This is a genomic window from Rhodococcus sp. M8 (genome assembly GCF_015654185.1).
Classification (GTDB): Bacteria; Actinomycetota; Actinomycetes; order Mycobacteriales; family Mycobacteriaceae; genus Rhodococcus; species Rhodococcus aetherivorans.
Genome location: NZ_CP064065.1, coordinates 5,588,857 through 5,614,259, shown reverse-complemented (window position 1 = coordinate 5,614,259; position 25,403 = coordinate 5,588,857). Strand labels below are relative to the sequence as shown.

General features: G+C 71.4%; 26 protein-coding genes and 1 pseudogene. 13 read left to right on the top strand and 14 right to left on the bottom strand.

What is annotated here, in order from left to right:
• Positions 1-18 precede the first annotated feature (18 nt).
• Both ISO16_RS25615 and ISO16_RS25610 read right to left on the bottom strand, forming a co-directional pair.
• Positions 19-846: an IclR family transcriptional regulator gene (locus ISO16_RS25615; RefSeq protein WP_029542304.1), complete on the bottom strand. Its 828-nt coding sequence runs from the start codon at positions 844-846 to the stop codon at positions 19-21.
• 213 nt (positions 847-1,059) lie between these two features.
• Positions 1,060-1,950: a LysR family transcriptional regulator gene (locus ISO16_RS25610; RefSeq protein WP_072634710.1), complete on the bottom strand. Its 891-nt coding sequence runs from the start codon at positions 1,948-1,950 to the stop codon at positions 1,060-1,062.
• 95 nt (positions 1,951-2,045) lie between these two features.
• Here ISO16_RS25610 and ISO16_RS25605 point away from each other — a divergent pair, with 95 nt between their 5' ends.
• A complete protein-coding gene (locus ISO16_RS25605; RefSeq protein ID WP_072634709.1) occupies positions 2,046-2,690 on the top strand; it encodes a LysE family translocator in 645 nt (214 codons plus the stop codon).
• A gap of 3 nt (positions 2,691-2,693) precedes the next feature.
• Here the strand turns inward: ISO16_RS25605 and ISO16_RS25600 are convergent, their stop codons facing one another.
• Both ISO16_RS25600 and ISO16_RS25595 read right to left on the bottom strand, forming a co-directional pair.
• Positions 2,694-4,010, bottom strand: coding sequence for an MFS transporter (locus ISO16_RS25600; RefSeq protein WP_006933865.1), 1,317 nt, complete (start codon positions 4,008-4,010; stop codon positions 2,694-2,696).
• 57 nt (positions 4,011-4,067) lie between these two features.
• Positions 4,068-4,538, bottom strand: coding sequence for a VOC family protein (locus ISO16_RS25595; RefSeq protein ID WP_043799220.1), 471 nt, complete (start codon positions 4,536-4,538; stop codon positions 4,068-4,070).
• A gap of 239 nt (positions 4,539-4,777) precedes the next feature.
• Between ISO16_RS25595 and ISO16_RS25590 the strand changes: the two genes are divergently transcribed.
• Positions 4,778-4,951 (top strand): hypothetical protein, encoded by a 174-nt coding sequence (locus ISO16_RS25590; RefSeq protein ID WP_006933860.1) that lies wholly within the window; start codon positions 4,778-4,780, stop codon positions 4,949-4,951.
• Positions 4,952-4,965: 14 nt separating this feature from the next.
• Here ISO16_RS25590 and xylB read toward each other — a convergent pair whose 3' ends face one another.
• From xylB to ISO16_RS25570, 4 genes are read right to left on the bottom strand one after another with little or no spacing between them, the layout of a single operon-like run.
• Positions 4,966-6,375 carry a xylulokinase gene (gene xylB / locus ISO16_RS25585; protein WP_072634874.1) on the bottom strand — a complete coding sequence of 470 codons (1,410 nt, stop codon included), beginning with the start codon at positions 6,373-6,375 and terminating at the stop codon, positions 4,966-4,968.
• Positions 6,372-7,298, bottom strand: a complete 927-nt coding sequence (locus ISO16_RS25580; protein WP_072634708.1) for a carbohydrate kinase family protein — start codon at positions 7,296-7,298, stop codon at positions 6,372-6,374. The genes xylB and ISO16_RS25580 overlap by 4 nt, the downstream gene beginning before the upstream one ends.
• Positions 7,295-8,767: a mannitol dehydrogenase family protein gene (locus ISO16_RS25575; protein WP_072634707.1), complete on the bottom strand. Its 1,473-nt coding sequence runs from the start codon at positions 8,765-8,767 to the stop codon at positions 7,295-7,297. Before ISO16_RS25575 ends, ISO16_RS25580 begins: the two co-directional genes overlap by 4 nt.
• Before the next feature lie 11 nt (positions 8,768-8,778).
• On the bottom strand, positions 8,779-9,795 hold the full coding sequence (locus ISO16_RS25570) for an NAD(P)-dependent alcohol dehydrogenase (protein WP_072634706.1): 1,017 nt from the start codon (positions 9,793-9,795) through the stop codon (positions 8,779-8,781).
• 116 nt (positions 9,796-9,911) lie between these two features.
• On the opposite strand from ISO16_RS25570, the gene ISO16_RS25565 reads away from it, so the two are divergent.
• The 6 genes and pseudogenes from ISO16_RS25565 (at position 9,912) to ISO16_RS25540 (ending at position 16,862) form a co-directional block, all read left to right on the top strand.
• The gene (locus ISO16_RS25565) at positions 9,912-10,916 is read left to right on the top strand and encodes a sugar-binding transcriptional regulator (protein WP_006933848.1); all 1,005 of its coding nucleotides are present in this window, start codon (positions 9,912-9,914) and stop codon (positions 10,914-10,916) included.
• Between the two features lie 62 nt (positions 10,917-10,978).
• Complete coding sequence (locus tag ISO16_RS25560; RefSeq protein ID WP_006933846.1) at positions 10,979-12,307, top strand: ABC transporter substrate-binding protein; 1,329 nt, start codon at positions 10,979-10,981, stop codon at positions 12,305-12,307.
• Positions 12,304-13,269 carry a carbohydrate ABC transporter permease gene (locus ISO16_RS25555; RefSeq protein WP_006933844.1) on the top strand — a complete coding sequence of 322 codons (966 nt, stop codon included), beginning with the start codon at positions 12,304-12,306 and terminating at the stop codon, positions 13,267-13,269. Before ISO16_RS25560 ends, ISO16_RS25555 begins: the two co-directional genes overlap by 4 nt.
• Positions 13,269-14,150, top strand: coding sequence for a carbohydrate ABC transporter permease (locus ISO16_RS25550; protein ID WP_006933843.1), 882 nt, complete (start codon positions 13,269-13,271; stop codon positions 14,148-14,150). Before ISO16_RS25555 ends, ISO16_RS25550 begins: the two co-directional genes overlap by 1 nt.
• Positions 14,151-14,179: 29 nt before the next feature.
• A complete protein-coding gene (locus ISO16_RS25545) occupies positions 14,180-15,262 on the top strand; it encodes an ABC transporter ATP-binding protein (protein WP_006933842.1) in 1,083 nt (360 codons plus the stop codon).
• A 75-nt stretch (positions 15,263-15,337) separates the two neighbouring features.
• A pseudogene (locus ISO16_RS25540) lies at positions 15,338-16,862 on the top strand (ATP-dependent DNA ligase).
• A 43-nt stretch (positions 16,863-16,905) separates the two neighbouring features.
• On the opposite strand, the gene ISO16_RS25535 reads toward ISO16_RS25540, so the two are convergent.
• Positions 16,906-17,565 carry an enoyl-CoA hydratase-related protein gene (locus tag ISO16_RS25535; protein WP_072634705.1) on the bottom strand — a complete coding sequence of 220 codons (660 nt, stop codon included), beginning with the start codon at positions 17,563-17,565 and terminating at the stop codon, positions 16,906-16,908.
• A complete protein-coding gene (locus ISO16_RS25530; RefSeq protein WP_006948046.1) occupies positions 17,562-18,221 on the bottom strand; it encodes a TetR/AcrR family transcriptional regulator in 660 nt (219 codons plus the stop codon). Before ISO16_RS25530 ends, ISO16_RS25535 begins: the two co-directional genes overlap by 4 nt.
• 175 nt (positions 18,222-18,396) lie before the next feature.
• Between ISO16_RS25530 and ISO16_RS25525 the strand changes: the two genes are divergently transcribed.
• Both ISO16_RS25525 and ISO16_RS25520 read left to right on the top strand, forming a co-directional pair.
• Positions 18,397-18,765 carry a helix-turn-helix domain-containing protein gene (locus ISO16_RS25525; RefSeq protein WP_072634704.1) on the top strand — a complete coding sequence of 123 codons (369 nt, stop codon included), beginning with the start codon at positions 18,397-18,399 and terminating at the stop codon, positions 18,763-18,765.
• Between the two features lie 101 nt (positions 18,766-18,866).
• Positions 18,867-19,682, top strand: a complete 816-nt coding sequence (locus tag ISO16_RS25520) for a mycofactocin-coupled SDR family oxidoreductase (RefSeq protein ID WP_072634703.1) — start codon at positions 18,867-18,869, stop codon at positions 19,680-19,682.
• Positions 19,683-19,785: 103 nt separating this feature from the next.
• Here ISO16_RS25520 and ISO16_RS25515 read toward each other — a convergent pair whose 3' ends face one another.
• The gene (locus tag ISO16_RS25515; protein WP_029542284.1) at positions 19,786-20,379 is read right to left on the bottom strand and encodes an ATP-dependent Clp protease proteolytic subunit; all 594 of its coding nucleotides are present in this window, start codon (positions 20,377-20,379) and stop codon (positions 19,786-19,788) included.
• 2 nt (positions 20,380-20,381) lie between these two features.
• Complete coding sequence (locus ISO16_RS25510; RefSeq protein WP_072634873.1) at positions 20,382-20,984, bottom strand: ClpP family protease; 603 nt, start codon at positions 20,982-20,984, stop codon at positions 20,382-20,384.
• Between the two features lie 102 nt (positions 20,985-21,086).
• On the opposite strand from ISO16_RS25510, the gene ISO16_RS25505 reads away from it, so the two are divergent.
• From ISO16_RS25505 to ISO16_RS25495, 3 genes are all read left to right on the top strand, one after another.
• A complete protein-coding gene (locus ISO16_RS25505; RefSeq protein ID WP_072634702.1) occupies positions 21,087-21,836 on the top strand; it encodes an ABC transporter permease in 750 nt (249 codons plus the stop codon).
• Positions 21,837-21,924: 88 nt separating this feature from the next.
• Complete coding sequence (locus ISO16_RS25500; protein ID WP_072634701.1) at positions 21,925-23,553, top strand: LuxR family transcriptional regulator; 1,629 nt, start codon at positions 21,925-21,927, stop codon at positions 23,551-23,553.
• Between the two features lie 114 nt (positions 23,554-23,667).
• The gene (locus ISO16_RS25495) at positions 23,668-24,885 is read left to right on the top strand and encodes a flavin-containing monooxygenase (RefSeq protein WP_072634700.1); all 1,218 of its coding nucleotides are present in this window, start codon (positions 23,668-23,670) and stop codon (positions 24,883-24,885) included.
• On the opposite strand, the gene ISO16_RS25490 is transcribed toward ISO16_RS25495, so the two are convergent.
• Positions 24,830-25,195 carry a type II toxin-antitoxin system death-on-curing family toxin gene (locus ISO16_RS25490; protein WP_043799206.1) on the bottom strand — a complete coding sequence of 122 codons (366 nt, stop codon included), beginning with the start codon at positions 25,193-25,195 and terminating at the stop codon, positions 24,830-24,832. The two genes, ISO16_RS25495 and ISO16_RS25490, sit on opposite strands and share 56 nt — an antisense overlap.
• Positions 25,192-25,395, bottom strand: coding sequence for a hypothetical protein (locus tag ISO16_RS25485; protein WP_006948033.1), 204 nt, complete (start codon positions 25,393-25,395; stop codon positions 25,192-25,194). Before ISO16_RS25485 ends, ISO16_RS25490 begins: the two co-directional genes overlap by 4 nt.
• Positions 25,396-25,403: the final 8 nt, after the last annotated feature.

The window sequence follows — 25,403 nt, the reverse complement described above, 5'->3', positions numbered from 1 at the left end:
GTGCGGTCGGATTCGTGGTCAGGAGGCGCGCGGGCTCGCCGCCGTCAAACCGGCGGCACCCGGGTCGTCCCGCAGGAGCACGGGACTGCAGTCGTGGGCTTCGGCGATCGCCCGGGTGATCTCGTGCGCGGCACCGACCACGGCCCGCTCGAGCTGCGGTCGCCGCTGGACGAAGCGCGTCGCGGGCACGCTCACGCTCACGGCCGCCACGACGGAACCCAGGTCGTCGCGCACCGGGGCGGCGACGCAGTGCACCTCCGAGACCGTCTCCCCGAGGTCCGCAGCGAAGCCGGCCGAGCGCACACCGGCCAGGGCGTCCAGAAGTGCCTGGGGGTTCGTGGTGGTCGACGGTGTCAGCCGCCGCAACGGGCGCATGGCCAGATACCGGCGCACCTCGATCTCCTCGAGTTGCGCGAGCAGCACCTTGCCCACCGCCGTGGAATGCGCATCCAGGCGCGTCCCGATCCGCGCACCCTGCACGGTGATGTTGTGATTGCCGAGAATCTTGTCCACATAGAGGACGTTCCATCGATCCATGACCGCGAGATGAGTTGTCTCGCCGTACTTCTCCACCAGGCGCTCGAGGACCGGGGCGGCACAGGACCGGACGTCGACGGTGCCGCGCAGCGTCTCTCCCAGCTCCACGACGCGCCAACCGAGCCGGTAGCGTCCGCGTGCGCGGCACTGGAGCAGCCCCGTGTCGACCAGGCTCGACAGCAGGGCGTGCGCGCTCGATCGGGGAACGTCGATCGCCGCCGCGACCTCGGAGACTCCCCACTCGGGTTGCTGCACCGTGAACAGGTCCAGCACCGGTCCGATCCTCTGCACCGTCTGCAGTGACGCCACGTCCAGGTCCGTCCTTTCGGGTCGCGGCGGAGGCCTCGAATGCGCACCACCCGCCGCCGGATGCTTGTGATCTGGAACACTAGGTCCCCGTATGGCGGGCGAACATGGCTGGGAATGCACAGAAGGATGACTCCACGCGCACCGAGTGTGCACATCCCGTCGCGCGGCCTCGGGAATCGGCGCGAGACGTGCGCACTCGCGGGGCCTCGGCGGTTACGCGCCCAACGACATGCGCAGGTGCGACACGACGTGCGCGAGGGTCGGGTCGTCGACCTGACCGGCGCGCCGGACGACGCTGACGACCCGCAGGGCGCCGGGCGCGGGAATCGCCACCAGGTCCGGTCCCAGCGGCCTGCGGCCCAGTCGCGGCACCAGCGCGGCGGCGAGCCCGGCGCGCACGAAGTCCAGATGGATGTCGAAGTCACTCGACGTACAGGTGATCCGGGGGCGCAGGCCGTGCCCGGCGAACATGGACATCAGCCATTCGTGGCACAGCGTCCCCTCGCCGGTGGACACCCAGTCCGACGACGAGAGCTGTTGCGGTGAGAGCGTTTCGCCGAGGGCCGGCGGATGGTCCGCGCGCACGATCACGTCGGCGCCGTCGTCGAGCACATGTTCGGCGACGAGGGTGTCGGGCAACGCCCGCGGCAGCAACCGCCAGTGGTGCAGCACGGCGACGTCGGCCCGCCCGGTGGCCACCCTCAGGGCAGCGTCGACCGGGTCGGCCTCGACGACCCTGACGGACAGATCCGGCCGGCCCATGGTGGCCGAGGCCAGCGCCGCGGGGATGCCGGCCCGGATCGCCGTCGTGAATGCCGCCACCGTGACCGCGCCGGCGATCCGCGACGATCCCGAGACCCGGAAGAAGGCCGATTCCAGCTGCCCGAGAAGGGGTTCGGCATCGTCGAGGAGGCGCTGGGCGGCGGGGGTGAGCACCACCCGGCGGCCCGCCGGGGCCGTGAGGGCCGCGCCGAGGCGTCGCTCGAGCCGTTTGACGCGCTGGCTGACGGCGGAGGGCGTGTAGCCGAGGGCGCTCGCGGCCTCGGTGACCGTGCCGTGGTCACGCAGCGCACGCAGGGCCACGAGCCCGTCGACGTCGAGCATGTAGCAACATTACACAGAACCCTGCACAAAGCCGTGATGGACGTGCACGTTTCCGCGCGGCACTCTCGATCCTGTCCCGAACGGAAGGGGTTCCCGTGGTTTCTGTCTCCGCTGCGGCCGGGGTGGCCGTGGTCGCGCTGGGCATGGTCCTCACGCCCGGCCCGAACATGATGTACCTGACCTCCCGGTCGCTGGCGCAGGGCCGCCGGGCCGGCCTGGTGTCCCTCGCGGGTGTCGGCGCCGGGTTCCTCTGCTACCTGCTCGCCACTGCGGCCGGGCTCTCCGCCCTGTTCGCCGCGGTCCCCGTCGCCTACGATCTCCTGCGGTTCGCCGGCGCGGGCTATCTCGCGTATCTCGCATGGGGCATCCTGCGTCCCGGCGGCGGTGCACTCTTCGCCCCGGCCCCTGCGACCGAGCACTCGGCGGCGCGACTGTTCGGCATGGGCCTCGCGACGAACGTCCTCAACCCGAAGATCGCCCTGATGTATGCGGCGCTGCTGCCCCAGTTCGTCTCGCCCGCCGCCGGTCCCGAGTGGCGGCAATTCCTCGTGCTCGGGGCGGTCCAGATCGGGGTGGCGCTGACGGTGAACGGGTTGATCGTGCTCGGCGCGGCAGCCGTCGCGCGCCGCCTGGCAACGCACCCGCGGGCCGTGCGGGCGCAGCGCCTCGTCACCGGCACGGCCCTCGGGGCCTTCGCCGTGGCGACGGCCTGCAGCCAGGCGCCGCCCGCACGGGCGTAGGGCTCAGGCCTCGAGCACCTGCCCCTTGCGCTCCGGCAGCGTGTAGGCGGCGACGGCGGCGACGGCGAACGCCGCCGCGAACACCCCGAAGACGAGCGGGTTGCCGCCGGCCGTGAGCAGCCCGGGCACCAGCAGCGGCGCCAGGATCGACGCGATGCGCCCGAACGCGGCCGCCGCACCGGTCCCGGCGGCCCGCACCGACGTCGGATACAGTTCCGGACCGATCGCGTACAGCGCGCCCCACGCGCCGAGGTTGAAGAACGACAACGCCATTCCGGCGGCGACGATCCGGGTGGGGGTGTCGGCGAGGCCGAACAGCCCCGCGGCCGCCGCCGAGCCGACGAGGAAACTCGCCAGGGTGGCGCGCCGCCCCCACACCTCGATCAGCCACGCGGCGACCGCGTACCCCGGCAACTGCGCGAGCGTGATGATCAGCGTGTACTGGAAGGACTTCACCAAATCGAAGCCCTGGGTGACCAGCAGGCTGGGCAGCCAGATGAAGGCCCCGTAGTACGAGAGGTTGATGCCGAACCACACCGTCCACAGGGCGACGGTCCGGCGCCGCAGCCGCGACGACCAGATCGACTCGGCCGCCGCCGGGTCGGTGCGCACCGGGCGCGACGTCTCCTCCTGGTCCGGGGGCGCGTCGACGCCGGCGGACGTCTCGAAGGACCGGACGGCCGTCTCGGCCTCGCCGTAGCGGCCACGGCTCTCGAGGTACCGGACGGATTCGGGCAGGCCGAACCGCACGACCACCGCGTACAGGGTGGGGACGATCCCCACGGCCAGCGCCCAGCGCCAGCCGTCGTCGCCGAGCGGGATCACGAAGTAGCCGATGAGGGCGGCGAGGATCCACCCGGCCGCCCAGAACGCCTCGAGCGCCACCACCATGCGGCCGCGCTGCCGGCGCGGCGCGTATTCACTGACGAGGGTCGACGCCACCGGAAGTTCGGCCCCGAGACCCAAACCGACGACGAACCGCAGCACGATCAGCACCGCGACGGAGCCGGCGAGCGCGGCGGCACCGGTGGCCAGGCCGTACACCAGCAGTGTCACCGCGAACACCTGGCGCCGGCCGATCCGGTCGGCGAGCAGGCCGCCGAGCGCGGCGCCGACGGCCATCCCGACGAAGCCGATCGAACCGATCCACGACAACTGGGTCGTGCTCAGGCCCCACTGCACCGCCAGGGCGGCCATCACGAACGAGATGAGCCCGACGTCCATGGCGTCGAGCGCCCAGCCCACACCGGAGCCGAGCAGCAGCCTGCCGTGTTTGCGGGTGAACGGGAGCTCGTCGAGCCGCTCGGTGCGCGTGGTCATCGACCGAAAGCTATCACCGCCACCGCGGTGATAGCTGGGCTCGGCCGCCGCTCGGGTTCAGCCGCGGGCGGCGTCCTCGAGCGGCGCGATCTCGATCTTGCGCATCTGCAACATCGCCTCGGTGATGCGCCGTCCCACCTCGGGGTCGGTGTCGGAGAGCAGCTCGTAGAGCCGCCGTGGCACCACCTGCCAGGACAGCCCGAAGCGGTCCTTCAGCCAGCCGCACTGGCTCTCCTCCCCGCCCTCGGTGAGGGCGTTCCAGTAGTGGTCGACCTCGTCCTGGTCGGCGCAGTCGATCTGGAGCGACACCGCCTCGGAGAACGAGAACTCCGGGCCGCCGTTGAACGCGACGTAGCGCTGGCCGTCGAGTTCGAAGTCGACGGCCATGACGGTGCCGGCCGGCTTGGGGCCGGCGTCCTGGTAGTAGGTGGTGCCCAGGATGCGGGAGTCGGGGAACACACTGGTGTAGAACTTGGCCGCGTCCTCGGCCTCGGTGTCGAACCACAGGAACGGGGTGATCTTCGGCATCGTCTTCTCCTTGCTCGGGTGGATGACGGCACTGCCCTCGGTGTCACAGACGTCGGTGTCACAGACGTCGGTGTCACAGACGTCGGTGTCACAGACGTCGGTGTCACAGACGTCTGTGTCGCTGCCGTCGGTGTCACAGATATCGACCCGAGACGGAACCGGAACTCATCGCGGTCGCGAACCGGTGCACGCCCGGGCGATCATGAACTGGTTTCGATACCCGTCGGAAGGAGACGCTCATGCGGACGTCGGCTCGCATCACCACGGCAGTTCTCGGCGCCACAGTCCTGTCGGCGCTCGCGCCCGGCACGGCCCTCGCCGACACCACCGACGAGGGCTCGAGCGTGATCGGGTCCGTCGAGATCTTCTCCTGGCTGATCGACTTCCTGGCCAGTGCCTTCGGCCTGTCCTGAGCCGGCCACCCGCGTCAGCTGCAACGGATCGTGCCCTCGGTCAGGTCGCGGACCTCCGCGTACCGGGCGCGCACGGCCGGCATCGGGTCGGTCTCGTAACGCTGCACGGCACCACCCTGCCACCGCGGTGGTTCCGCACCGTCGTCGAGCACCCACGCCGCCTGGCGGGCCGCGCCGACGGCGACGTACTCGCCCGGCTCGGGCACCTCGACCGGGACCCCGAGCACGCCGGGCGCGACCTCGCGCAGCGCGCGGGAACGGGCGCCGCCACCGACGAGCAGCACCCGTCGCACCGGCACGCCCTGCGCGGTGATGTGGTCGAGGCCGTCCGCGAGCGAGCACAGCAGCCCCTCCACGGCCGCGCGCGCCAGGTGCTCCCGCGTCGAATTCGTCAGGCGCAGGCCGTGGATCGCGCCGGTCGCGCCGGGGCGGTTGGGGGTGCGCTCGCCCTCGAGGTACGGCACCATCACGAGCCCGCCGGCGCCGGGCGGGGCCGACAACGCGAGCCGTGACAGTTCGTCGTGGTCGACGCCGAGCAGCGCGGCGGTGGCGTCGAGGACCCGCGCCGCGTTGAGGGTGCACACGAGCGGCAGGTGGCGGCCGGTGGCGTCGGCGAAGCCGGCGACCAGCCCGTCGGGGTCGCGGGTGGGGGTGACCGAGACCGCCGAGACCACGCCCGACGTGCCGACGGAGACGATCACGTCGCCCTCGCGCGCACCGAGGGCGAGGGCGGCGGCGGCGTTGTCCCCGGCGCCGGGTCCCAGCGCGGCACCCCGGCTCGTCTCCCCGACCTGTTCGGCCGGTCCGGCCACCCGGGGCAGCAGGGGCCGCCGGCCGCGCAACGCCAGTTCGAGCAGGTCGGTGCGATAGGCGTCGTCGGCGGCGCTGTAATAGCCGGTGCCGCTGGCGTCGCTGCGGTCGGTGATCAGCGCACCGATGTCCGATCCTCCGGCCAGCCGCCAGGTCAGCCAGTCGTGCGGCAGGCACAGCGCCGCGGTGCGGTCGGCGCGGGCGGGCTCGTGGTCGGCGAGCCAGCGGGCCTTGGCGACGGTGATCGCGGCGAGCGGGACGACGCCGACGGCGTCGGCCCACTTCTGTCCGCCCCCGAGGTCGGCGACGAGGTCGGCGGCGGCCGCGGCCGAGCGGGTGTCGTTCCACAGCAGCGCCGGGCGCACCACCGTCCCGGTCTCGTCGAGGGTCACCAGCCCGTGCTGCTGACCGCCGACCGACACCGCGGCGACGTCGGCGAGCCCGCCGGCGGCGGCGACGGCGCGGTCGAGGGCGTCCGCCCAGGCACGCGGGTCGACCTCGGTGCCGTCGGGGTGCGGGGCGCGGCCCTGCCGCACGATGCGGCCGGTGTGCGCGTCGCAGACGAGCACCTTGCAGGACTGGGTGGACGAGTCGATCCCGGCGACGAGCGTCACCACGGCTCCTTCGGGTCGGCGTCCCGCTCGTCGCGGGTGGGCAGGTCCGCGCCGGCACGCGCGACGGTGCGGGCCGCGGTGAGCGCGGCGACGTCCAGGGCCGTGCGCAGCGCGTCCGGTCCGATTCCGCGCAGGCCCTCGCGGTCGCCGAGCAGCTCCTGGGTCCACAGGGCGTCGAGCAGGCCGGCCATGAACGCGTCGCCGGCGCCGACGGTGTCGACGACCTCGACCGGGTGCGCGGCGACCTCGACGGCGCCGGACCGCGCGACGGCGACGGCACCGCCCGCACCGAGCGTCACCGCGACGAGTGCCGGCCCGAGCGCGAGCCACTCCCGCGCGACGTCGCGGGGGTCGCGGCCGGGGGCGAACCAGCTCAGGTCTTCGTCGCTGGCCTTGACGACGTCGGCGCCCGCGACGAACCGGGTGATGCGGTCGCGGGTGCGCGGGTCGTCGCCGACGAGCGCGGGCCGGACGTTCGGGTCGTAGCTGACGGTCGCGGTGGGCACGTGCCGGTCGAGCAGCGCGGCGACGGCCTCGCAGCCGGGTTCCAGCAGGGCCGCGATGGATCCGGTGTGCACGTGCCGGGCACCGGGCGTGGGACGAGGATCGGGCAGTTGCCATTCCAGGTCGAACTCGTATGTGGCGGAGCCGTTCTCGTCGAGCACGGCGGTCGCGGTCGGGGTGCGCGCCGCGGTGCTGCTGCCGGCGGCGAGCCGCACCTTCGAGGCCGCGAGGTGGCCGACGATACGGCGGCCGCGGTCGTCGTCGCCGATATGGGTGACGAACTCGATGTCGCGGCCGAGCCGGCCGAGGCCGACGGCGACGTTGAGCGGGCTGCCGCCGACGTGTTCGACGGGCTCGGCCGCGCCCCGGCGGACGATGTCGACGAGCGCCTCGCCGATCACGAGGACGGGCCCGTTCACGATCCGACCTTGCTGCGCAGGGCTTGCAGGGTGGCGCGGGCCCCGACGCGGTGCAGGGACCCGAGCGCCCACAGGTAGGCCTCGACGAACCGCGGCTGATCGGCGAGATCCCCGAAGACGGACCGGTTCCCGAGGAAGGCGGTCGGCTCCTCGCGCTGGCTGCGGGCGAGGGGCCCGAGGGTGTCGGCGAGCCGGTCGACGACCTCGATGGGGTCGCCGGCCTCGTCGATGCCCTCGGCGTAGCGGGCCCAGCCGGCCACGACGGCGGCGGCCAGGCGCACCGATCCGCCCGTGGCGAGGTTCTCCCGCACCACCGGCAGCAGCCACTTCGGGATGCGGTCGGAGGATTCGGCGCACAGCCGGGCGACGGTGTCGCGGATCTCGGGATTGGCGAAGCGCTCGATCAGGGTGCGCTTGTACTGCGCGAGGTCGATGCCGGGCACGGGCCGCAGGGTGGGGGTGGCCTCGGTGTCCATGTAGTCGAGCAGGAACTCCGCGAACAGAGGGTCCTGGGCGGCCTCGTGCACGTAGCGGTAGCCGCACAGGTGGGCGAAGTAGGCCAGCGCCTGGTGGCTCGCGTTGAGCAGGCGCAGCTTCATCAACTCGTACGGCGCGACGTCGTCGACGAGTTGCACCCCAGCCTCGTCGAAGGCCGGACGGCCGCAGGAGAAGTCGTCCTCGAGCACCCACGAGGTGAACGGTTCGGCGACGACGGGCCAGCGGTCGCGGATGCCGAAGCGGGCGTCGAGTTCCGGGGCGATGTCGTCGGTCGTGACGGGGGTGATGCGGTCGACCATCGAGTTGGGGAACCGGGTGTGCTCGCGCATCCAGCCGGCGAGATCGGGGTCGACGAGTTCGGCGAAGGACGTGAAAGCCCGCCGGGCGACGGTGCCGTTGCCCTCGATGTTGTCGCACGACATGATCGTCGGCGACGGCAGCCCGCGCTCCCGGCGGCGCGCGAGCGCGGCGGTGACCAGGCCGAAGACGGTGGCCGGCGCGTCGGGGTGCTCGAGGTCGCGGCGGACGGCGGGGTCGTCGACGTCGAATTCGCCGGTGTCGTGGCGGATGTTGTAACCGCCCTCGGTGACGGTGAGCGAGACGATGCGGGTGGTGGGTGCGGCGATCAGTTCGATCACCGCCTCGGGATCGTCGGGGGCGTAGCGGTAGTCGACGATCGAACCGATAACCCGCGGTTCCCATTTGCCGTCCGGGTGGCGCAGGATCAGGGTGTAGAGGCCGTCCTGGGCCGCGAGGGCGTGGCGCATGCGGCGGTCGCCGGGCATGACGCCGACCCCGCAGATGCCCCAGTTGCGGGCGCCGCGTTCGAGCAGCCGGTCGACGTACATCGCCTGATGGGCACGATGGAATCCGCCGACCCCGAAATGCACGATGCCGACGCCGATGTCGCGGCGCGAGTAGGTCGGGCCGGGGACGGGCAGGGCGTTCAGGGTGTTCTCCCCCAGGTCCACTTCGGGGCTCCTTACGTGTCGTCGCCGGGGTGCACCCGCACGACGGTCTTGATGTTGCCGGGTGTCCGGTCGGATTCGAGTGCTTCGGCCGCCCTCTCGAGCGGGAAGCGGGCGGTGACCATCGCGTCGAGGTCGACGCGGCCGGTGGCGGCGAGGGCGATCGCCGTCGGCCAGGTGTGGGCGTAACGGAAGACGCCGGTGAGGACCAGCTCGCGGTTCTGGATCAGCTGGACCGGCAGGTTCATCGTCTCGGCGCCGGAGCCGACGAGGACGACGGTGCCGGCGGGCCGGACCGCCCGCATCGCGGCGGCGACCGCGGCGGGGGCGCCGGAGGCGTCGATGTAGGCGTCGACGTGCAGGTCGCTGACGTCGTCGGTGCGCGGGTCGAGCGTGGCGGTCGCCCCGAACTTCCGGGCCAGCGCGCGCCGGTCCGCGTCGAGGTCGGTGACGACGATGTCGGTGGCGCCGAACGCGCGGGCGACCTGCGCGGTGACGATCCCGATGGGGCCCGCGCCGGTGACCAGGACCCGGGATCCGGCGGTGACGCCCGCCTTGCGGACGGCGGCGATGCCCACGGACAGCGGTTCACAGAGAGCGGCGGCGTCGTCGGAGACGGTGTCGGGCACGGGGTGGGCGAATTCCGCCCCGATGGTGACGTAGTCGCAGAAGGCGCCGTCGATGGGTGGGGTGGCGTAGAACCGCATGTGCGGGCAGAGGTTGTAGCGCCCGCGCCGGGTTTCGTCGGTGGTGGGGTCGGGGCGCTGCGGCTCGATGGACACCCGCTGCCCGACCCGGCCGGCGGGGACGCCGGCGCCGACCGCGGCGATCGTGCCGGCGGCCTCGTGGCCGAGGACGAGCGGGGCCTCGACGACGAATTCGCCGATGCGGCCCTCCCGGTAGTAGTGCGTGTCCGATCCGCACACGCCGACGGAGGTGACCCGGACGAGCACGTCGCCGGGTGCGGGTTCGGGGACCGGCCGTTCGCGCATCTCGATCCGTCCGGGTTCGACGAGGACGGCGGCGCGCATGCCGGCCGGGATCGACGGGGGTGTTGTGTGGGTCACATTGCCGATGCTAGCGTACTGAGCAAATGAACGCACCCATGAGCATTTGCTCACAGCGTTCCTCCGAACCAGGAGATGTCGTGACCGTCCCCCACGTGACGAACCAGCCCGCGGCCGCCGCCGCGCCGGAGGAGCTGCGCCTGGCGCTGCGCGCGGCGACGCTGTACTACCTGGACGGCCTCACCCAGGCGGAGGTCGCGACGCGTCTCGGCGTCTCCCGGCCGACCGCGGGACGCCTCGTCGCCCGGGCCCGGGCCCAGGGCCTGGTGCGCATCGAGGTGAACGTGCCGGCCAACCTGCGCGACGACCTGCACGCCGACGAGGAACGCGCCCTCGAGGAGCGCTTCGGCCTGCTCGAGGCCGTCGTCGTCGGCGACGGCGTGGACGCGGCCGGCCCGCTCGACGAGGCCGCCAGCTTCGCGGGCGTCGGACGGGCCGCCGCCGCCCTGATCAGCCGGCGGATCCGCGCGACGGACACCCTCGGATTCACGTGGGGCCCGGAGACCGTGGCCGTCGCGCAGGCCCTGCCGCCGGGCGGGGCGACCTGCGCGACGATCGTCCAGCTCGACGGCGCCGTCACCGCGTCCGACTACCAGACCGGCGCCGAGTACGTGCTCGGACGATGCGCGGAACAGTTGCAGGCCAAGATGGTCCGCCTCCCCGTTCCCCTGTACGCCGACCCCGCGACGGTCGCGTCCATGCGTGCCGACTCGATGATCTCCCGCACCCTGGACATCGGCCGCCGCGCCGACATGATGATGTTCGGCGTGGGAGCGGTGTCCACGTCGACCACCCTGTTCGAGGGCAGCTACCTCGACACCGCCATGCTCGACTCCCTCACCGACCTCGGCGCGGTCGGGGAGATCGCGGGACGGTTCTTCCACGCCGACGGCACGGCCGTCGGCGGGGACCTCGACCGTCGCGCCGTGTCGGTCTCGCTCGACGACATCCGCGCCTGCCCCGGCACGGTCCTCGTCACCGGCGGGGCCGCCAAACACCAGGCCGCGCTCGGGGCACTGCGCGGCGGCCTGGCCACCATGCTCGTGTGCGACATCGAGTGCGCACGTTGGCTACTCGACCGATAACCCCACCGGAGAGACCGAAGAAGAGGCGACGATCGGTGAACACATCCAGAACGACCACCCGAATGCTGGTGGCCGGGGCGGGGGCGCTCAGCCTCACGCTCACCGGCTGCGCCGGCGCCGGCTCGCTCGGCGCCTCCGACCAGACCGTCACCATCGCGATGGTGTCGAACTCTCAGATGCAGGACGCCCAGCAACTCGCCGCGCAGTTCGAGGCCGAGAACCCGGACATCGACCTGCGGTTCGTCACGCTCTCGGAGAACCAGGCCCGCGCGAAGATCACGGCCTCCACCGCGATGGGCGGTGGCGAGTTCGACGTGGTGATGATCAGCAACTACGAGACCCCGCAGTGGGCGGAGAACGGTTGGCTGACCAACCTCTCCGACTACGCCCGGCAGACGGAGGGCTACGACGAGGACGACTTCATTCCCTCCCTGCGCGAATCGCTGTCCTACGACGGCGACATGTACTCGGTGCCGTTCTACGGCGAGTCCTCGTTCCTGATGTACCGCAAGGACCTGTTCGAGCAGGCCGGCATCGCCCTGTCCCCCACCCCCACATGGGACGAGGTCGCCGCTGCCGCCGCCCGCCTCGACAGCCCCGACACCGCCGGGATCTGCCTGCGCGGCAAGCCCGGCTGGGGTGAGGTGCTCGCCCCACTGAACACGGTGATCAACACCTTCGGCGGCCGGTGGTACGACGAGAACTGGAACGCGCAGCTCACCAGTCCCGAGGTCGTCGAGGCCGTGCAGTTCTACGTCGACCTGGTGCGCGAGCACGGCCAGCCGGGCGCCGCCACCAGCGGTTTCAGCGAATGCGCCACGCAGCTCGCCCAGGGCCGCGTCGCGATGTGGTACGACTCCACGTCGGCGGTCTCCACCCTCGAGGACCCCGCGTCGAGCAACGTGGTCGGAAAGATCGGGTACGCGCCGGCACCGATCCGGGTCAAGGACGACGCGGGCTGGCTCTACAGCTGGTCGCTCGGCATCCCCGTCGACAGCGACAACGCGGACTCGGCGTGGCGGTTCGTCTCGTGGATGACGAGCAAGGAGTACCTGCGCACCGTCGGCGAGACCCTCGGCTGGGAGCGGGTGCCGCCCGGCAGCCGGCTGTCCACCTACGAGATCCCCGAATACCGTGAGGCCGCAGCCGCTTACGGGCCGCTCACCCTCCGGTCCATCGAGAACGCGACCCCGGACGCCCCGACGGTCGAGCCGGTGCCCTACACCGGTGTCCAGTTCCTGGCCATCCCCGAGTTCCAGGATCTCGGAACCCGCGTGAGCCAGCAGATCAGCGCCGCGATCGCCGGTCAGAAGACCGTCACCGAAGCGCTGGAACAGGCCCAGGAATACGCCGACGTCGTCGGCGCCACCTACCGGGAGGATCAACAATGACAACCGTGGCAGTCGGCGCACCCACCGCCGACGACTCGGAACGCATCCGCCGGGTGCGGGAAGCCAAGAGCGACGCGGTCTCCCGCGCGGAAGGCTGGCGCCGCCGGGGGCCCCTGCTGCCGGCCCTGATCTTCATGATCGTGGTCACGCAGATCCCGTTCGTGTTCACCCTCTACTACTCCACGCAGTCGTGGAACCTGGTGCGCCCGGGCTCGCGCAGCTTCGTGGGCCTGCAGAACTACGCGGACGTCTTCCGCGACAGCCAGTTCCGCGAGGTCGCCGTCAACACCGTGATCCTCATCGTCGGCACCGTGCTGATCTCCGTCGTGCTGGGCCTGCTGCTCGCGCTGCTGCTCGACCGGGTCTTCCTCGGTCGCGGCATCGTCCGCACCCTGCTCATCACGCCGTTCCTGGTCACCCCCGTCGCGGGAGCGCTGATGTGGAAGACCGCGATGTTCGATCCCGTGTTCGGCATCGTCAACTTCGTGCTCTCCCCGTTCGGCGTCGGGCAGATCGACTGGGTCAGCCGCTACCCGCTCGCCGCGGTGATGGCCAACCTGGTGTGGCAGTGGACCCCGTTCATGATGCTGCTCATCCTGGCCGGGCTGCAGTCCATGCCGCGTGACACCCTCGAGGCCGGCCGGGTCGACGGGGCCGGCGCCTTCGCCCTGTTCCGCGAGCTGACGCTGCCGCACCTGCGGCGGTTCATCGAACTCGGCGCCGTGCTCGGCGCGATCCACCTGGTCAACACGTTCGACGCCATCTACATGATGACCCAGGGCGGACCGGGCACCGCCAGCTCCAACCTGCCGTTCTACATCTATCAGCGGGCGTTCCTCGGCTTCGACATCGGCCAGGCCGCCGCCATGGGCGTGGTGGTCGTCGTCGCCACCATCGTCGTGGCCACCGTCGCACTGCGGCTGATCTTCACATCGTTCACGGGCAAGGAGGAGGCCGCCTGATGAGCACCACCGCCCCCACCACACAGCAGCTCCCCGCACCGGAGACCGTCCCGGCGCGCCCCCGGAAACGTAAGCACCGCAAGGCAAATCCATGGGGCGTCGTCGCCTGGATCGCCGCCCTGGGGTTCTTCTTCCCGGTGTTCTGGATGGTGCTCACCGCCTTCAAGCAGGAGGCCGACGCCTACTCCGATCCACCGAAGTTCTTCTTCACTCCCACCCTCGACCAGTTCCGCGCGGTGTTCGACACCGGCGTCGGTGTCAGCCTGCTCAACTCGGCGTTCGCCACCGGCGTGTCGACGATCCTCGTCCTGCTGCTCGGCGTGCCCGCCGCGTTCGCCCTGTCGCTGCGGCCGGTGCGCAAGACCAAGGACGCCCTGTTCTTCTTCATCAGCACGAAGATGCTGCCGATCGTCGCCGCGATCATCCCGCTGTACGTGATCGTCGCGAACATCGGTCTGCTCGACAATATTTGGGCCCTGATCATCCTCTACACCGCGATGAACCTGCCGATCGCGGTGTGGATGATGCGCTCGTTCTTCCTCGAGGTGCCGGGCGAGCTGCTCGAGGCCGCGAGCATGGACGGCGCCGGCCTGTGGACGTCGGTGCGGGAGGTGATCCTGCCGCTCGTCTCGCCCGGCATCGCCGCCACCGCCCTGATCTGCGTCATCTTCTCCTGGAACGAATTCTTCTTCGCCGTCAACCTCACGGCGGTGCAGGCGCAGACGATTCCCGTGTTCCTCGTCGGCTTCATCACCGGCGAGGGCCTGTACTGGGCTCGCCTGTCCGCGGCCGCGACGATGGCGGCGCTGCCCGTCGTCCTCGCCGGCTGGGTCGCCCAGAACAAGCTCGTGCGCGGCCTGTCGTTCGGCGCGATCAAGTAACTCTCCCGATCACTTTCGAAGGAATCGTCATGGCCGAGATCACCTACCGCAACGCGTCGTGCATCTACGAGAACTCCGACACCCTCGCCGTCGACTCGCTGAACCTGGACATCCAGGACGGGGAGTTCGTCGTCCTGGTCGGACCGTCCGGCTCCGGCAAGAGCACCGCGCTGCGGATGCTCGCCGGACTCGAGGACATCGACGAGGGCTCGATCAGCATCGGCGGCCGCGACATGGTCGGCGTGCCGTCGAAGGACCGTGACATCGCGATGGTCTTCCAGAACTACGCCCTGTACCCGAACAAGACCGTCGCCGAGAACATGGGCTTCGCACTGAAGATGCGCGGCGTGAGCGCCGACGAACGGCGGCGCAAGGTCGAGCAGGCGGCGAAGCTGCTCGACCTCACCGACTACCTGGACCGCAAGCCCGCCAAGCTCTCCGGCGGCCAGCGGCAGCGCGTCGCGATGGGCCGGGCGATCGTCCGCGAACCGCAGGTGTTCTGCATGGACGAACCGCTGTCCAACCTCGATGCCAAGCTGCGGGTGCAGACCCGCACCCAGATCGCCGCGCTGCAAAGGCGTCTCGGCACCACCACGGTGTACGTCACGCACGACCAGGTCGAGGCGATGACCATGGGTGACCGGGTGGCGGTGCTGCGCGGCGGCACGCTGCAGCAGTTCTCCTCCCCCACCGAGCTGTACGACCGGCCCGCCAACGCGTTCGTCGCCGGGTTCATCGGCTCGCCCGCGATGAACCTGCTCGACGCGCGGATCGTCGACGGCGGCGTGCAGATCGGCAGCACCGTCGTCGACGTCGAACGGGACCGCATCGCCTCGCTGCACCGCGCCGGCCTCGAGACCGTCACCGTCGGGATCCGGCCCGAACAGCTGGAGATCACGGACGGCGACGGCGTCGAGGCCATCGTCGACCTCGTCGAGGAACTCGGCAGCGAGTCGTACGTGTACACCCGCGTCGCGCGCAGCGACACCACCCTCGTCGCGCGGTCGCTCACCCGCACCCCGGCCCGGCTCGCGGACACGATCCGGCTGCGCAAGCGGGAGGGCTCGGTGCACCTGTTCCATCCGGAGACGGGCGAACGCGTCGGCGACTGACCGGCCGGCGGTGAACCTGCGCCGGAACCGGCGGTGAACCTGCGCCGGAACCGGCGGGGTCGGTACGGTCGGGACGTGCTCTTCTCGACGATCGTCGCCACCTCACGGGCCGTCGGCACCACCCGGTCGCGACGGACCAAGGTGGAAGAACTGCGCAGCCTCCTCGCCGTCCTCGACCCCGTGGAGGTCGAGCCCGCGGTGTCGTGGCTGGCGGGCGAGCCCCGCCAGGGCCGCATCGGCGTGGGCTGGCGCACCCTCGCCGGGGCCCGCGCCGACCCGGCCGACGCGCCGTCGCTGACCGTCTCCGACGTCGACCGGGCCTTCACCGAGCTCGCCGGTCTGGCCGGGACCGGATCGACGGGGCGGCGCCGCGAACTGCTCGCCACGCTGCTCGGCGCGGCCACCACCGCCGAACAGGAGTTCCTGGTGCGGCTGCTCACCGGGGATCTGCGGCAGGGCGCGCTCGAGGGCGTGATGACCGACGCGGTGGCCGCCACGGCCGGTCTGCCCGCCGAGACGGTGCGCCGGGCGTTCATGCTCTCCGGGCAACTGTCCGTGACGGCGGCCGCCGCGCTCACCGGCGGCGCCGACGCGCTCACCGCGTTCCGTCTCGAGGTGGGCCGGCCGATCAGGCCGATGCTCGCCTCTCCCGCGCCGTCCCTCGCCGACGCCTACAGCCGGTTCGGCGGCGACGTCAGCGTCGAATACAAGCTCGACGGCGCCCGCATCCAGGTGCACCGCCACGACGAGACGGTGCGGGTGTTCACCCGCACCCTGCGCGAGATCACCGGCAGCGTACCGGAACTCGTCGATCTGGTCGCCGCGCTGCCGTGCACGTCGGTGGTGCTCGACGGCGAGACCCTGGCACTCGACCCCGCGGGCCGGCCCCGGCCGTTCCAGGAGACCATGAGCCGCTTCGGCGCCGAGTCCGCCCACGATCTGTTGCTGCACCCGTACTTCTTCGACTGCCTGCACCTCGACGGCGTCGACCTGCTCGACGCACCGCTCGCCGAGCGTCTCGACGCCCTGCAGCGGGTCGCCCCCGAGCACCGGATCCCGGGCGTGCTGCAGCCGGACGACGCCGCAGCCAAGGCCCAGTTCGAGGCCGCGCTCGCCGCCGGACACGAGGGCGTCGTCGTCAAGGACCTCACCGCGCCCTACGCGGCGGGCCGGCGTGGCCGCGCCTGGCAGAAGGTCAAGCCGGAGCACACCCTCGACCTGGTGGTGCTCGGCGCCGAGTGGGGCTACGGCCGCCGCACCGGGTACCTGTCCAATCTCCATCTGGGCGCGCGGGACCCGGACGGCGGTGAACCGATCATGGTCGGCAGGACGTTCAAGGGGCTGACCGACGCGCTGCTGCAATGGCAGACCGAGGAATTCCCGCGGCACGAACGCAGCCGCGACGCACACGCGGTGTACCTGCGGCCGGAGCTGGTCGTGGAGATCGAACTCGACGGCGTGCAGGTCAGCCCGCGCTACCCCCGGCGGGGTGGCGCTGCGATTCGCGCGGGTGGTGCGCTACCGCCCCGACAAGACGGCCGCCGAGGCGGACACGATCGACGCGGTGCGGGCGCTGCTGCCGGCGACGGATTCCGGTTAGCGCCCCGCACTTCCGCCCGATACCGGATGTCGCTCGTGGCCGGTCATGCCCGCCCCCGGGCGAGCGACTCGACCACGGTGGCGAACATGGTGGACTTGATGACACCGAGGGTGCCGGGGTCTTTCCCCACGAGCGGGGTGACGAGCTCGACGGCAGCATCCAGGACGGTATCCTCGCCGGCTGTGCGGTCGACCAGGCCGGCAGCCTCGGCCTCGAGGCCGCCGTAACGGTGCCCGGTGGTCATCGCGGTGACTGCAGTCTGCGGGGTCAGCTTGGCCTGGATCAGGGCGGCCATGCCCGGCGTGAACGGGATGTGGATGTCGACCTCGGGGAAGCAGTAATAGCCCCGGTCGGCGCGCATCACCCGGTAGTCGTGCGCGATGCCGAGCATGGCGCCCGCCCCGAACGCGTGCCCGACCACCGCGGCGACTGTCGGCAACGGGAAGGTGAGGATGCGGCTGAACAGCGCCTGCACCCGGCCGACGTACCACTGCGCCCGATCACCGTGCGCCGTCAACCATTCCAGGTCCAGGCCGTTGGAGTAGAACTTCCCCGTCGCCGTGGTGACGAGCGCGTGCGCGTTCTGCTGCGCTTCGTCGAGGAGGCGGTCGACGGTGTCGAGCCAGTCCGGGGAGAACCGGTTCTCATCGTCGCCGAGGTCGAGGACGGCGATCTTGTCCCGGTAGGTCAGAGTGACAGTCATCGAGAACCTTTCGTGTGGCCGCCGCGCCGGGGCGGCGCCGGCGGAGGATCGAGGGCGAGAACCGCACGGACCGCGGCCTCGAGGCGTTGCCGCAAGGCGGTGTCGGGGACACGCCGACGCCGGAGCAACAGCCCTGTGGGCAGACCGACGACGCAGTCCTCGACGACCGCGACCGCACGCGCGTCGCCGCGGCCCCACAACGTCCGAGTCAGGCGAACGAGCAGCGCGACCAGAACCGAATCGAGCCGGCTCAACTCTGCGGCGACATCCTCCGGCAGGTCGGACCCGAGCAACTCGTCGCGCCGGACGGTGAGCAGAAGACGCGAGGACTCGGGGAAGCGTGCGGCGAACGCCGCCGGGGTATCGGCAGCTGCGACGACGGCGTCGACCCCGACGGCCCAGCCCGGCGCCGAGGCGGAGCCGAGAACCTCGTCGACCGCCGCGTGTTGCAGGTCGAGGAAGCGGTGGGCCGCGCGCAACCAGGCCCGGCCGACCAGCCCGCCTCGTGAGCCGAACGCGTGATACAGAGCGCCGTTCGACATCCCCGTGGCCGCGGCGACCGCACGCAGCGTCACCGCACTCGCGCCACCCTCCACCACCAGACTTTCGGTGGTGTCGAGAACCTCGTCGAGGTCATGGATGCGGGGGCGGGGCACAGCGGGACCATAACAGAACATGCGCTCTATTACTAGGCGGTAACCTCGGGGTGGCGATCGGCTGCGCTGCCGAATCGCGGCCGGCCGTGCCGCGTCGCGTCGCGGACGGAGGCCCCCGTTTCGCTGTCGGTGAATACCCCGGCCCCGGTGCCGACGTCATGCGAGACTTCGGGGCATGTCAGCAGCGGACCGGCCCGCCGTCGCGGATCTCGACGCCCGGCGCCGACAGCACCGTGCCCGGGGGCCGCGGCCCGAGCGCCTGCTGCGCGAGGTCTACGGGGAGATCCTGCGCGACGAACGCCGGGATCAGGACCGCAGCCTCGCCGACGTCGCGGCCGCGATCGGCATGTCCAAGCAGTACCTGTCCGAGATCGAGCGCGGCCGCAAGGAGCCGTCGTCGGAGGTGCTGCGCTCGGTGTGCGGCGCGCTGCACCTGCCCGTCGAGCACCTGCTCTCGCGCGGGATCCGGCGGTTGACCGCCGCGCGAGTGAACGCGCCGGTCGAGCGGGTGCGCGACCCGCGCGTGGAGCTGTGCGCCGCCTGAGCCCCGGTCCCGCTGAGCGGAACCCGTGGTATCGCCCGTCGCTTCGGGGCTGGAGAATCCGCGTCCGACCCGACGATCCCCCCACTGCCGAGGAGACGAGCATGGATGCCGCCGGCCGTTTCGAGAACAAGGTCGCCTTCGTCACCGGCGCAGCCCGCGGCCAGGGCCGCGCCGAGGCGGTGCAGTTCGCCCGGGAGGGCGCCGACATCATCGCGATCGACGCATGCATCGATTTCGCCTCGACCGCTTACCCGGGCGCCACGGAGGAGGATCTCGCGGAGACCGTGCGGCTGGTCGAGACGACCGGGCGTCGCATCGTCGCCACGACCGCGGACGTGCGGGACTTCGACGTGCTCTCGCGGGCACTCGCCGACGGCGTGGACCGGCTCGGCCGGCTCGACGTGGTCGTCGCCAACGCCGGCATCTGCTCGGGCGCGCTGTCGTGGGAGATCACCCTCGAGCAGTGGCGCGAAACGGTGGACGTCAACCTCACCGGAGTGTTCCACACCGCGAAGGCCGCCGTGCCCTACCTGATCGAGCAGGGCGAGGGCGGCGCGGTCGTCTTCACCAGTTCCGTCTCGGGTCTCAAGGGCACCCCGTTCACCGGCCACTACGTCGCGACGAAGCACGGCATCACCGGACTGGCGAAGACGATGGCGAACGAACTCGGCGAGCACCGGATCCGGGTCAACACCGTCCACCCGGCCGGGGTGGAGACCGGCATGAAGGTCAGCGACCTGCACCCGCTGATCGCGAAGTACGCGACCACTCTCGGCCCGATCTACATGAACTCCCTGCCGTACGAGATCCTGCAGCCCGAGGACGTCGCGGCCGTCGTCGCGTGGGTGTGCTCGGACGAGGCGAAGTACATCACCGGCGCGCAGATCCCGGTCGATCTGGGGAACCTGATCCGCTGAGCGCCCCCACCCAACGTGGCCGAATGTCACACCGCTTCGATCCGAGCGAACGCATGTCACATTCGGCCACCCGAAGGGGGGAGTGCACCCTGCGGCCCGGCCACTACGGCTCGCGGTCGACGATCAGCTCGTCGGCGAGCCCGTAGTCGATGGCCTCCTGCGCGGTGAAGACGCGGTCCCGGTCGGTGTCCTTGCGCAGGCGCGCCGGGTCCTGACCGGTGTGCTCGGCAAGGATCTCCTCGGTCTGCGCGCGGATCCGCAACACCTCTGCGGCCTGGAGCGACAGGTCCGAGATCGTGCCCTGCCCCTGCGTCGACGGCTGGTGCAGCAGCACCCGCGAGTGGGCGAGCACGAAGCGCCGGCCCGGTGCTCCGGCCGCGAGCAGCACCGCCGCCGCGGACGCGGCCTGACCCATGCAGTACGTGGCGACGGGCGGCCGCAGGAACCGCATCGTGTCGTACACGGCCATCATCGCGGTGCTCGACCCACCGGGCGAATTGATGTAGAGGCCGATCTCCCGATCGGGCGACTCGGCTTCGAGGTGCAGCAGCTGGGCCATCACGACGTTCGCGACGCCGTCGTCGATCTCCGTGCCCAGAAAGATGATTCGCTCGTTCAGCAGCCTGCTGAACACGTCGAAGGACCGCTCCCCCGCCGGCGTCCGCTCGATCACGTGCGGAATCGTGTACTGGGACATGATCACAATCCCATCCGGCGACCGGCCGCGAACGGGGCGAGCTGACCGAACGAGTGGACCACTGCGTCGACGATGCCGTACTCGCGGGCCTGCTCGGGCGTGAACCACCGGTCCCGGTCGCTGTCGGCGGCGATCTGCTCCACCGGGCGCCCGGTCTCGGCCGCCAGGATCTCCTCGGACTGGCGCTTCATGTATTCCCAGTTGTCGGCCTGGATGGCGATGTCGATCGCGGTGCCGCCGATCCCCGCCGACGGCTGATGCATCATGATGCGACTGTGCGCCAAGGCGATCCGCTTGCCGTGCGTGCCGGCGGCGAGCAGCACCTGCCCCATGCTCGCGGCGAACCCGAGAGCCACGGTGACCACGTCGTTCGGAATCAGCTTCATGGTGTCGTAGATCGCGAGCCCGGCGAGGACCGATCCGCCCGGCGAGTTGATGTAGACGACCACGTCGCGTTCGGTGTCGGCCGTGGCGAGCAGGACGAGTTCGGAGCAGACCCGTTCGGCCGTGTCGTCGTTCACCTCCCCGGTCAGCAGCACCGTGCGGTGCTGGAAGAGCCGGTCGGCGAGTTGGTCGCGGTAGTTCAGCGGTGGTGTGGTGATCATGACCGTCATCCTGGCGCCGGTTCCGCGCGCCGGGGCGCTTCGTCTGCCGACGGCAGACACAGGTGATGTTGCAGGGGCGCGACCGGCGGATACGCTCCGGAGGTGACCTGGTCCCTGGAGTTGGTGCCCACCGCCGTCGGGGTGGCACTGCTCGTCGGGACGACGACCGCGGTGCTGTGGGGCTACCGCGCCCCGCATCAGTTCGCGCCGGCGATCGCGGTGCTGCGGGGCGCCGTGCAACTGGCCCTGATCAGCGTGGTGCTGTCCGGGGTGATCACGAATCCGATCTGGGTGGGCGCCGCCCTGCTCGTCATGTTCACCGTGGCGGCTCTCACCGCATCGCGCCGGATCGGCTGGAGCCCGGGACACGTGGCCCTCGTATCCGGTGCGATGGTGCTCGGGATCGCCGTGACGCTCACGATCGTCTTCGTCACCGGCGCCATCGAGTTCTCCCCGCGGTACGTGCTGGCCATCGGCGGCATCGTCGTCGGCAACGCCATGACGATCGCGACCCTCGCCGGGCGGCGCTTCACGGAACTGACCGGGGACAACTGGGACACCGTCGAGGGCTGGCTCGCGCTCGGTGCGACGCCGCGGCAGTCCACCCGCGAGCTCACGCGTCTGGCCGTCCACTCGGCGCTGATCCCGTCGACGGACCAGACCAAGACCACCGGGCTGGTGACGCTGCCGGGCGCCTTCGTCGGCGCGATCTTCGGGGGTGTGTCCCCGCTCGAGGCCGGGCGCTTCCAGATCGTGGTGCTCGCCGCGATCATGGCCGCCGGAACGATCACCGCCGTCGTCCTCGTCTCCGGTCTGGCACCGGTCCGTACCCGGCCCGGCCTGCCGGACTGATCTCCGCTGCGCCCCGGACCGGGTGGCCGGGGGGCGTAGGATCGCAGGCAACCACTCGGTGCACGTTCGGTCGCCGCAGGGAGCGAGGATGGGCCCGTCGACGGTGCTCGACCACGCGCGGGCAGCGTTCCACGCGCGGGACTGGACGCGGGCGTTCGACGCGTTCCGCGCCGCCGACGCGCACGAGCCCCTCACCGCCGACGATCTCGACCTGTTCGCACGGTCGGCGTATCTGGTCGGCCAGGACGACGACTGCGCGACGCTGTGCGAACGTGCGTTCTCGGCCCATCTCGACGCCGACGACCCCGAGCGGGCGGGACTCAGTGCGTTCTGGCTCTGCTTCCTGCTGATGAACCGTGGTGAGGTGGCGCGCGCCGGCGGCTGGCTCGCCCGGGCCCAGCATCTGAGCGAGCCCGGACGCCCGGACTGCGCGACGCGCGGCTTCCTGCTGCTGCCGGCGGCGGTGCAGGACATGCATGCGAACCGCCCGGCCGACGCCCTGCCCGCGTTCACCGCCGCCCAGGAGATCGGCCGGTCCTGCGGCGACGCCGACCTCGTCGCGCTGAGCACCCTCGGCATCGGGCAGTGCCGCATCCTGCTCGGCGACGTCACCGGCGGTCTCGGCACGCTGGACGAGGTGATGGTCGGCGTGACCCTCGAAGAGGTCTCGCCGGTCGTGGCCGGCCTGGTGTACTGCGCGGTGATCGAGGCCTGCCAGGGCACGTTCCAGCTGCAGCGGGCCAGGGAATGGACGCGGGCACTCGGCCGCTGGTGCGACGCCCAGCCCGGCCTCGTCCCGTTCCGTGGACAGTGCCTCGTACACCGCGCGGAGATCCTGCAACTGGAGGGCGCCTGGACGGAGGCCATGGACCTGGCCCGGCTCGCGTTCCGTCGGCTGTCGGACCCACCGGGGCAACCGGCCGTCGGCATGGCCCTGTACGAACAGGGTGAACTGCACCGGCTGCGCGGCGAGTTCGACGAGGCCGAGGACGCCTACCGCCGCGCGGGCCGGCTGGGCCGCGAGATCCAACCGGGTATGGCGCTGTTGCGTCTGCGTCAGGGCGACCCCGACGCGGCGCTCGCCGGGATCCGGCGGGCGCTCGGCGAATCGCTTCCCCTCTATCGTCCGCGGCTGCTGGCGGGCCACGTGGAGGTCGCGCTCGCCGTCGGCGACGTCGCGGCCGCGCGCCGCAGCGCCGACGAACTCGCGGCGCTGGCCCGCGAACAGGACGCTCCGGCGTTGAGCGCGATCGCCGAGCAGGTCACCGGGGCCGTCCTGCTCGCCGAGGGCGCACCGCGCGCCGCCCTCGACCGGCTGCGCCGCTCGTGCGGGCTCTGGCGCGGGTTCGAGGCGCCCTACGAGTGCGCGCGGGTGCGGGTGCTGCAGGGCCGCTGCTGTGACGCGCTCGGCGATGCCGAGTCGGCGCGGCTCGAGTACGAGGCCGCGGCGGCGACGTTCCGGGACCTGCACGCCGAGCCGGACCTGCGGGACCTCGCGCGAGTGCCGACGCGGCCGGCCGCGCGAGGCCGGCTGACCCCGCGCGAGGTCGAAGTGCTGCGGGCCGTCGCCACCGGGAAGACCAACCGGGCCGTGGCCCGTGAACTCGTGTTGAGCGAGAAGACCGTGGCACGGCACCTGAGCAACATCTTCACCAAGCTCGACGTGTCGTCCCGCGCGGCCGCGACGGCATACGCGTACGAGCACCACCTGCTCTGAGCTGCACAGAATGACCCACCCGGGTTCTCGTCCGGCTACATAGTTCGCCCGACGCGGCCGATGCCGGCGGCGCCTAACGTCGTCCGTCCAGACCCCTCGAGCCAGGAGTTCCCCATGACCACCGACAGTGCACCCCGACTGATCGACACCGTCGTGATCGGCGCGGGCCAGGCGGGTCTGTCCGCCGGCTACCACCTCGCCCGGCGCGGCCGCTCATTCCTGATCGTCGACGCGAACCGGCGGATCGGCGACAACTGGCGCAGCCACTGGGATTCGCTGCGCCTGTACAGCCCCGCCGGATACGACGGCCTGCCCGGCATGCCGTTCCCCGGCGATCCGCACCGGTTTCCGACGAAGGACGACGTCGCAAACTATCTCGAGGCATACGCCGCGCGGTTCGATCTCCCCGTCGCGGGCGGCACCCGGGTGCGTCGGCTCTCACGCGACGGCGACCGCTTCCTCCTCGACTGCGGCGAGATGCGGATCGAGGCCGGCAACGTCGTCGTCGCGACCGGCACGTTCGGCCGCACCCCGAGCATCCCGGAATTCGCGGCGGAGCTGGACCCGCGGATCGTGCAGCTGCACTCGAGCGAATACCGTAATCCGGCGCAGCTGATCGACGGCCCGGTGCTCGTGGTGGGCGCCTCCCACTCCGGCGGCGACCTCGCCTACGAGGTGGCGACGTCCCATCCGACGATCCTGTGCGGCCGCGACACCGGGCAGCTCCCGGTGCGGATCGAGAGCCGCCGGATGCGGGTGCTCTTCCCGGTCCTGTGGTTCGTGTGGGGCCACGTGCTCTCCGTCCGCACCCCGCTCGGCCGGAAGGTGCGTGAACACGAACGCCGGCACGGCGCACCGCTGTTGCGGGTCAAGCGGGAGGATCTCGCCGAGCTCGGCGTCGAACGGATCACCGAACGGGTCACCGGGGTCGTCGACGGCCGTCCGGTCCTCGCCGGCGGGCGCGTCCTCGACGTGACGAACGTGTTGTGGTGCACCGGTTTCCGCCAGGTCTACGACTGGATCGACCTGCCGGTGCTCGGCCCGGACGGCTGGCCGCTCGAGGAACACGGGGTGGTGACCGACATCCCCGGCCTGTACTTCACCGGGCTGTGCTTCCAGTCGTCGTTCCGCTCGATGCTCGTGGGCGGGGCCGGCGCGGACGCCGGGCACGTCGTCCGGCACCTGGTCGAGCACCGCGCGCCCGTCGCCGCTGGGGTTCCGACCCGACTCGGCGCTCCGGCGCACGGCTGTTCACACGGCTCGTCGGGGACCTACGCTACGTCCAGCCGGCGAGTGTCTCGGCTGCTGCCCGGTAGTCGATCGTCCCGGTAGAGACGGCGATCACCAGGTCGTACGCGTCGTCATCCGGCGCGTCGAGATCGAGCCCGTTGAGGCCGTAGAAGACGAACACCGCCATCCACGAGAGCCGCGTGTTGCCGTCGACCAGAGGATGGTTCCGCGCGATCGATTCGAGCAGCACCGCGGCCTTCTCGTGGATCGACGGATAGGCATCACGCCCGAAAAGCGAGGAGCGAGGTCGGTGCGCAGCCGAATCCAGGAGACCGAGATCGCGAATGTGCGGCACTCCCAGATCCGCCGCAAGCGCGAGCAGATCCTCGAGTTCCAGGTACTCGACGTTCACTGAGCCAATCGGTCGAGCAGCGCAGCGTATCGCTCCCGGCCGTCACGGGACAACGCCTGCACCCGCGTGTCCCGCACGCGCCGCGCCGCCGCCTCCGTGATGGCACGCACCGTCGCCTCGTGCTTACTCACACCGTCCGCCTCCGCCAACAGCGCAAGTGCTCGCTCCTGCTCTTCGGTCAACCGGAGTGTCATGGCCATGAGTCCGA

Coding starts and splice junctions, on each gene's coding strand:
- ISO16_RS25550 (WP_006933843.1), top strand. CDS start 13,269: ATGAGCACCACCGCCCCCACCACACAGCAGCTCCCCGCACCGGAGACC.
- ISO16_RS25485 (WP_006948033.1), bottom strand. CDS start 25,395: ATGGCCATGACACTCCGGTTGACCGAAGAGCAGGAGCGAGCACTTGCG.
- ISO16_RS25500 (WP_072634701.1), top strand. CDS start 21,925: ATGGGCCCGTCGACGGTGCTCGACCACGCGCGGGCAGCGTTCCACGCG.
- ISO16_RS25595 (WP_043799220.1), bottom strand. CDS start 4,538: ATGCCGAAGATCACCCCGTTCCTGTGGTTCGACACCGAGGCCGAGGAC.
- ISO16_RS25520 (WP_072634703.1), top strand. CDS start 18,867: ATGGATGCCGCCGGCCGTTTCGAGAACAAGGTCGCCTTCGTCACCGGC.
- ISO16_RS25600 (WP_006933865.1), bottom strand. CDS start 4,010: ATGACCACGCGCACCGAGCGGCTCGACGAGCTCCCGTTCACCCGCAAA.
- ISO16_RS25545 (WP_006933842.1), top strand. CDS start 14,180: ATGGCCGAGATCACCTACCGCAACGCGTCGTGCATCTACGAGAACTCC.
- ISO16_RS25525 (WP_072634704.1), top strand. CDS start 18,397: ATGTCAGCAGCGGACCGGCCCGCCGTCGCGGATCTCGACGCCCGGCGC.
- ISO16_RS25555 (WP_006933844.1), top strand. CDS start 12,304: ATGACAACCGTGGCAGTCGGCGCACCCACCGCCGACGACTCGGAACGC.
- ISO16_RS25510 (WP_072634873.1), bottom strand. CDS start 20,984: ATGATCACCACACCACCGCTGAACTACCGCGACCAACTCGCCGACCGG.
- ISO16_RS25560 (WP_006933846.1), top strand. CDS start 10,979: ATGCTGGTGGCCGGGGCGGGGGCGCTCAGCCTCACGCTCACCGGCTGC.
- ISO16_RS25515 (WP_029542284.1), bottom strand. CDS start 20,379: ATGTCCCAGTACACGATTCCGCACGTGATCGAGCGGACGCCGGCGGGG.
- ISO16_RS25535 (WP_072634705.1), bottom strand. CDS start 17,565: ATGACTGTCACTCTGACCTACCGGGACAAGATCGCCGTCCTCGACCTC.
- ISO16_RS25590 (WP_006933860.1), top strand. CDS start 4,778: ATGCGGACGTCGGCTCGCATCACCACGGCAGTTCTCGGCGCCACAGTC.
- ISO16_RS25495 (WP_072634700.1), top strand. CDS start 23,668: ATGACCACCGACAGTGCACCCCGACTGATCGACACCGTCGTGATCGGC.
- ISO16_RS25610 (WP_072634710.1), bottom strand. CDS start 1,950: ATGCTCGACGTCGACGGGCTCGTGGCCCTGCGTGCGCTGCGTGACCAC.
- ISO16_RS25570 (WP_072634706.1), bottom strand. CDS start 9,795: ATGCGCGCCGCCGTCCTCGTCGAACCCGGACGGATCGAGATGCGCGAA.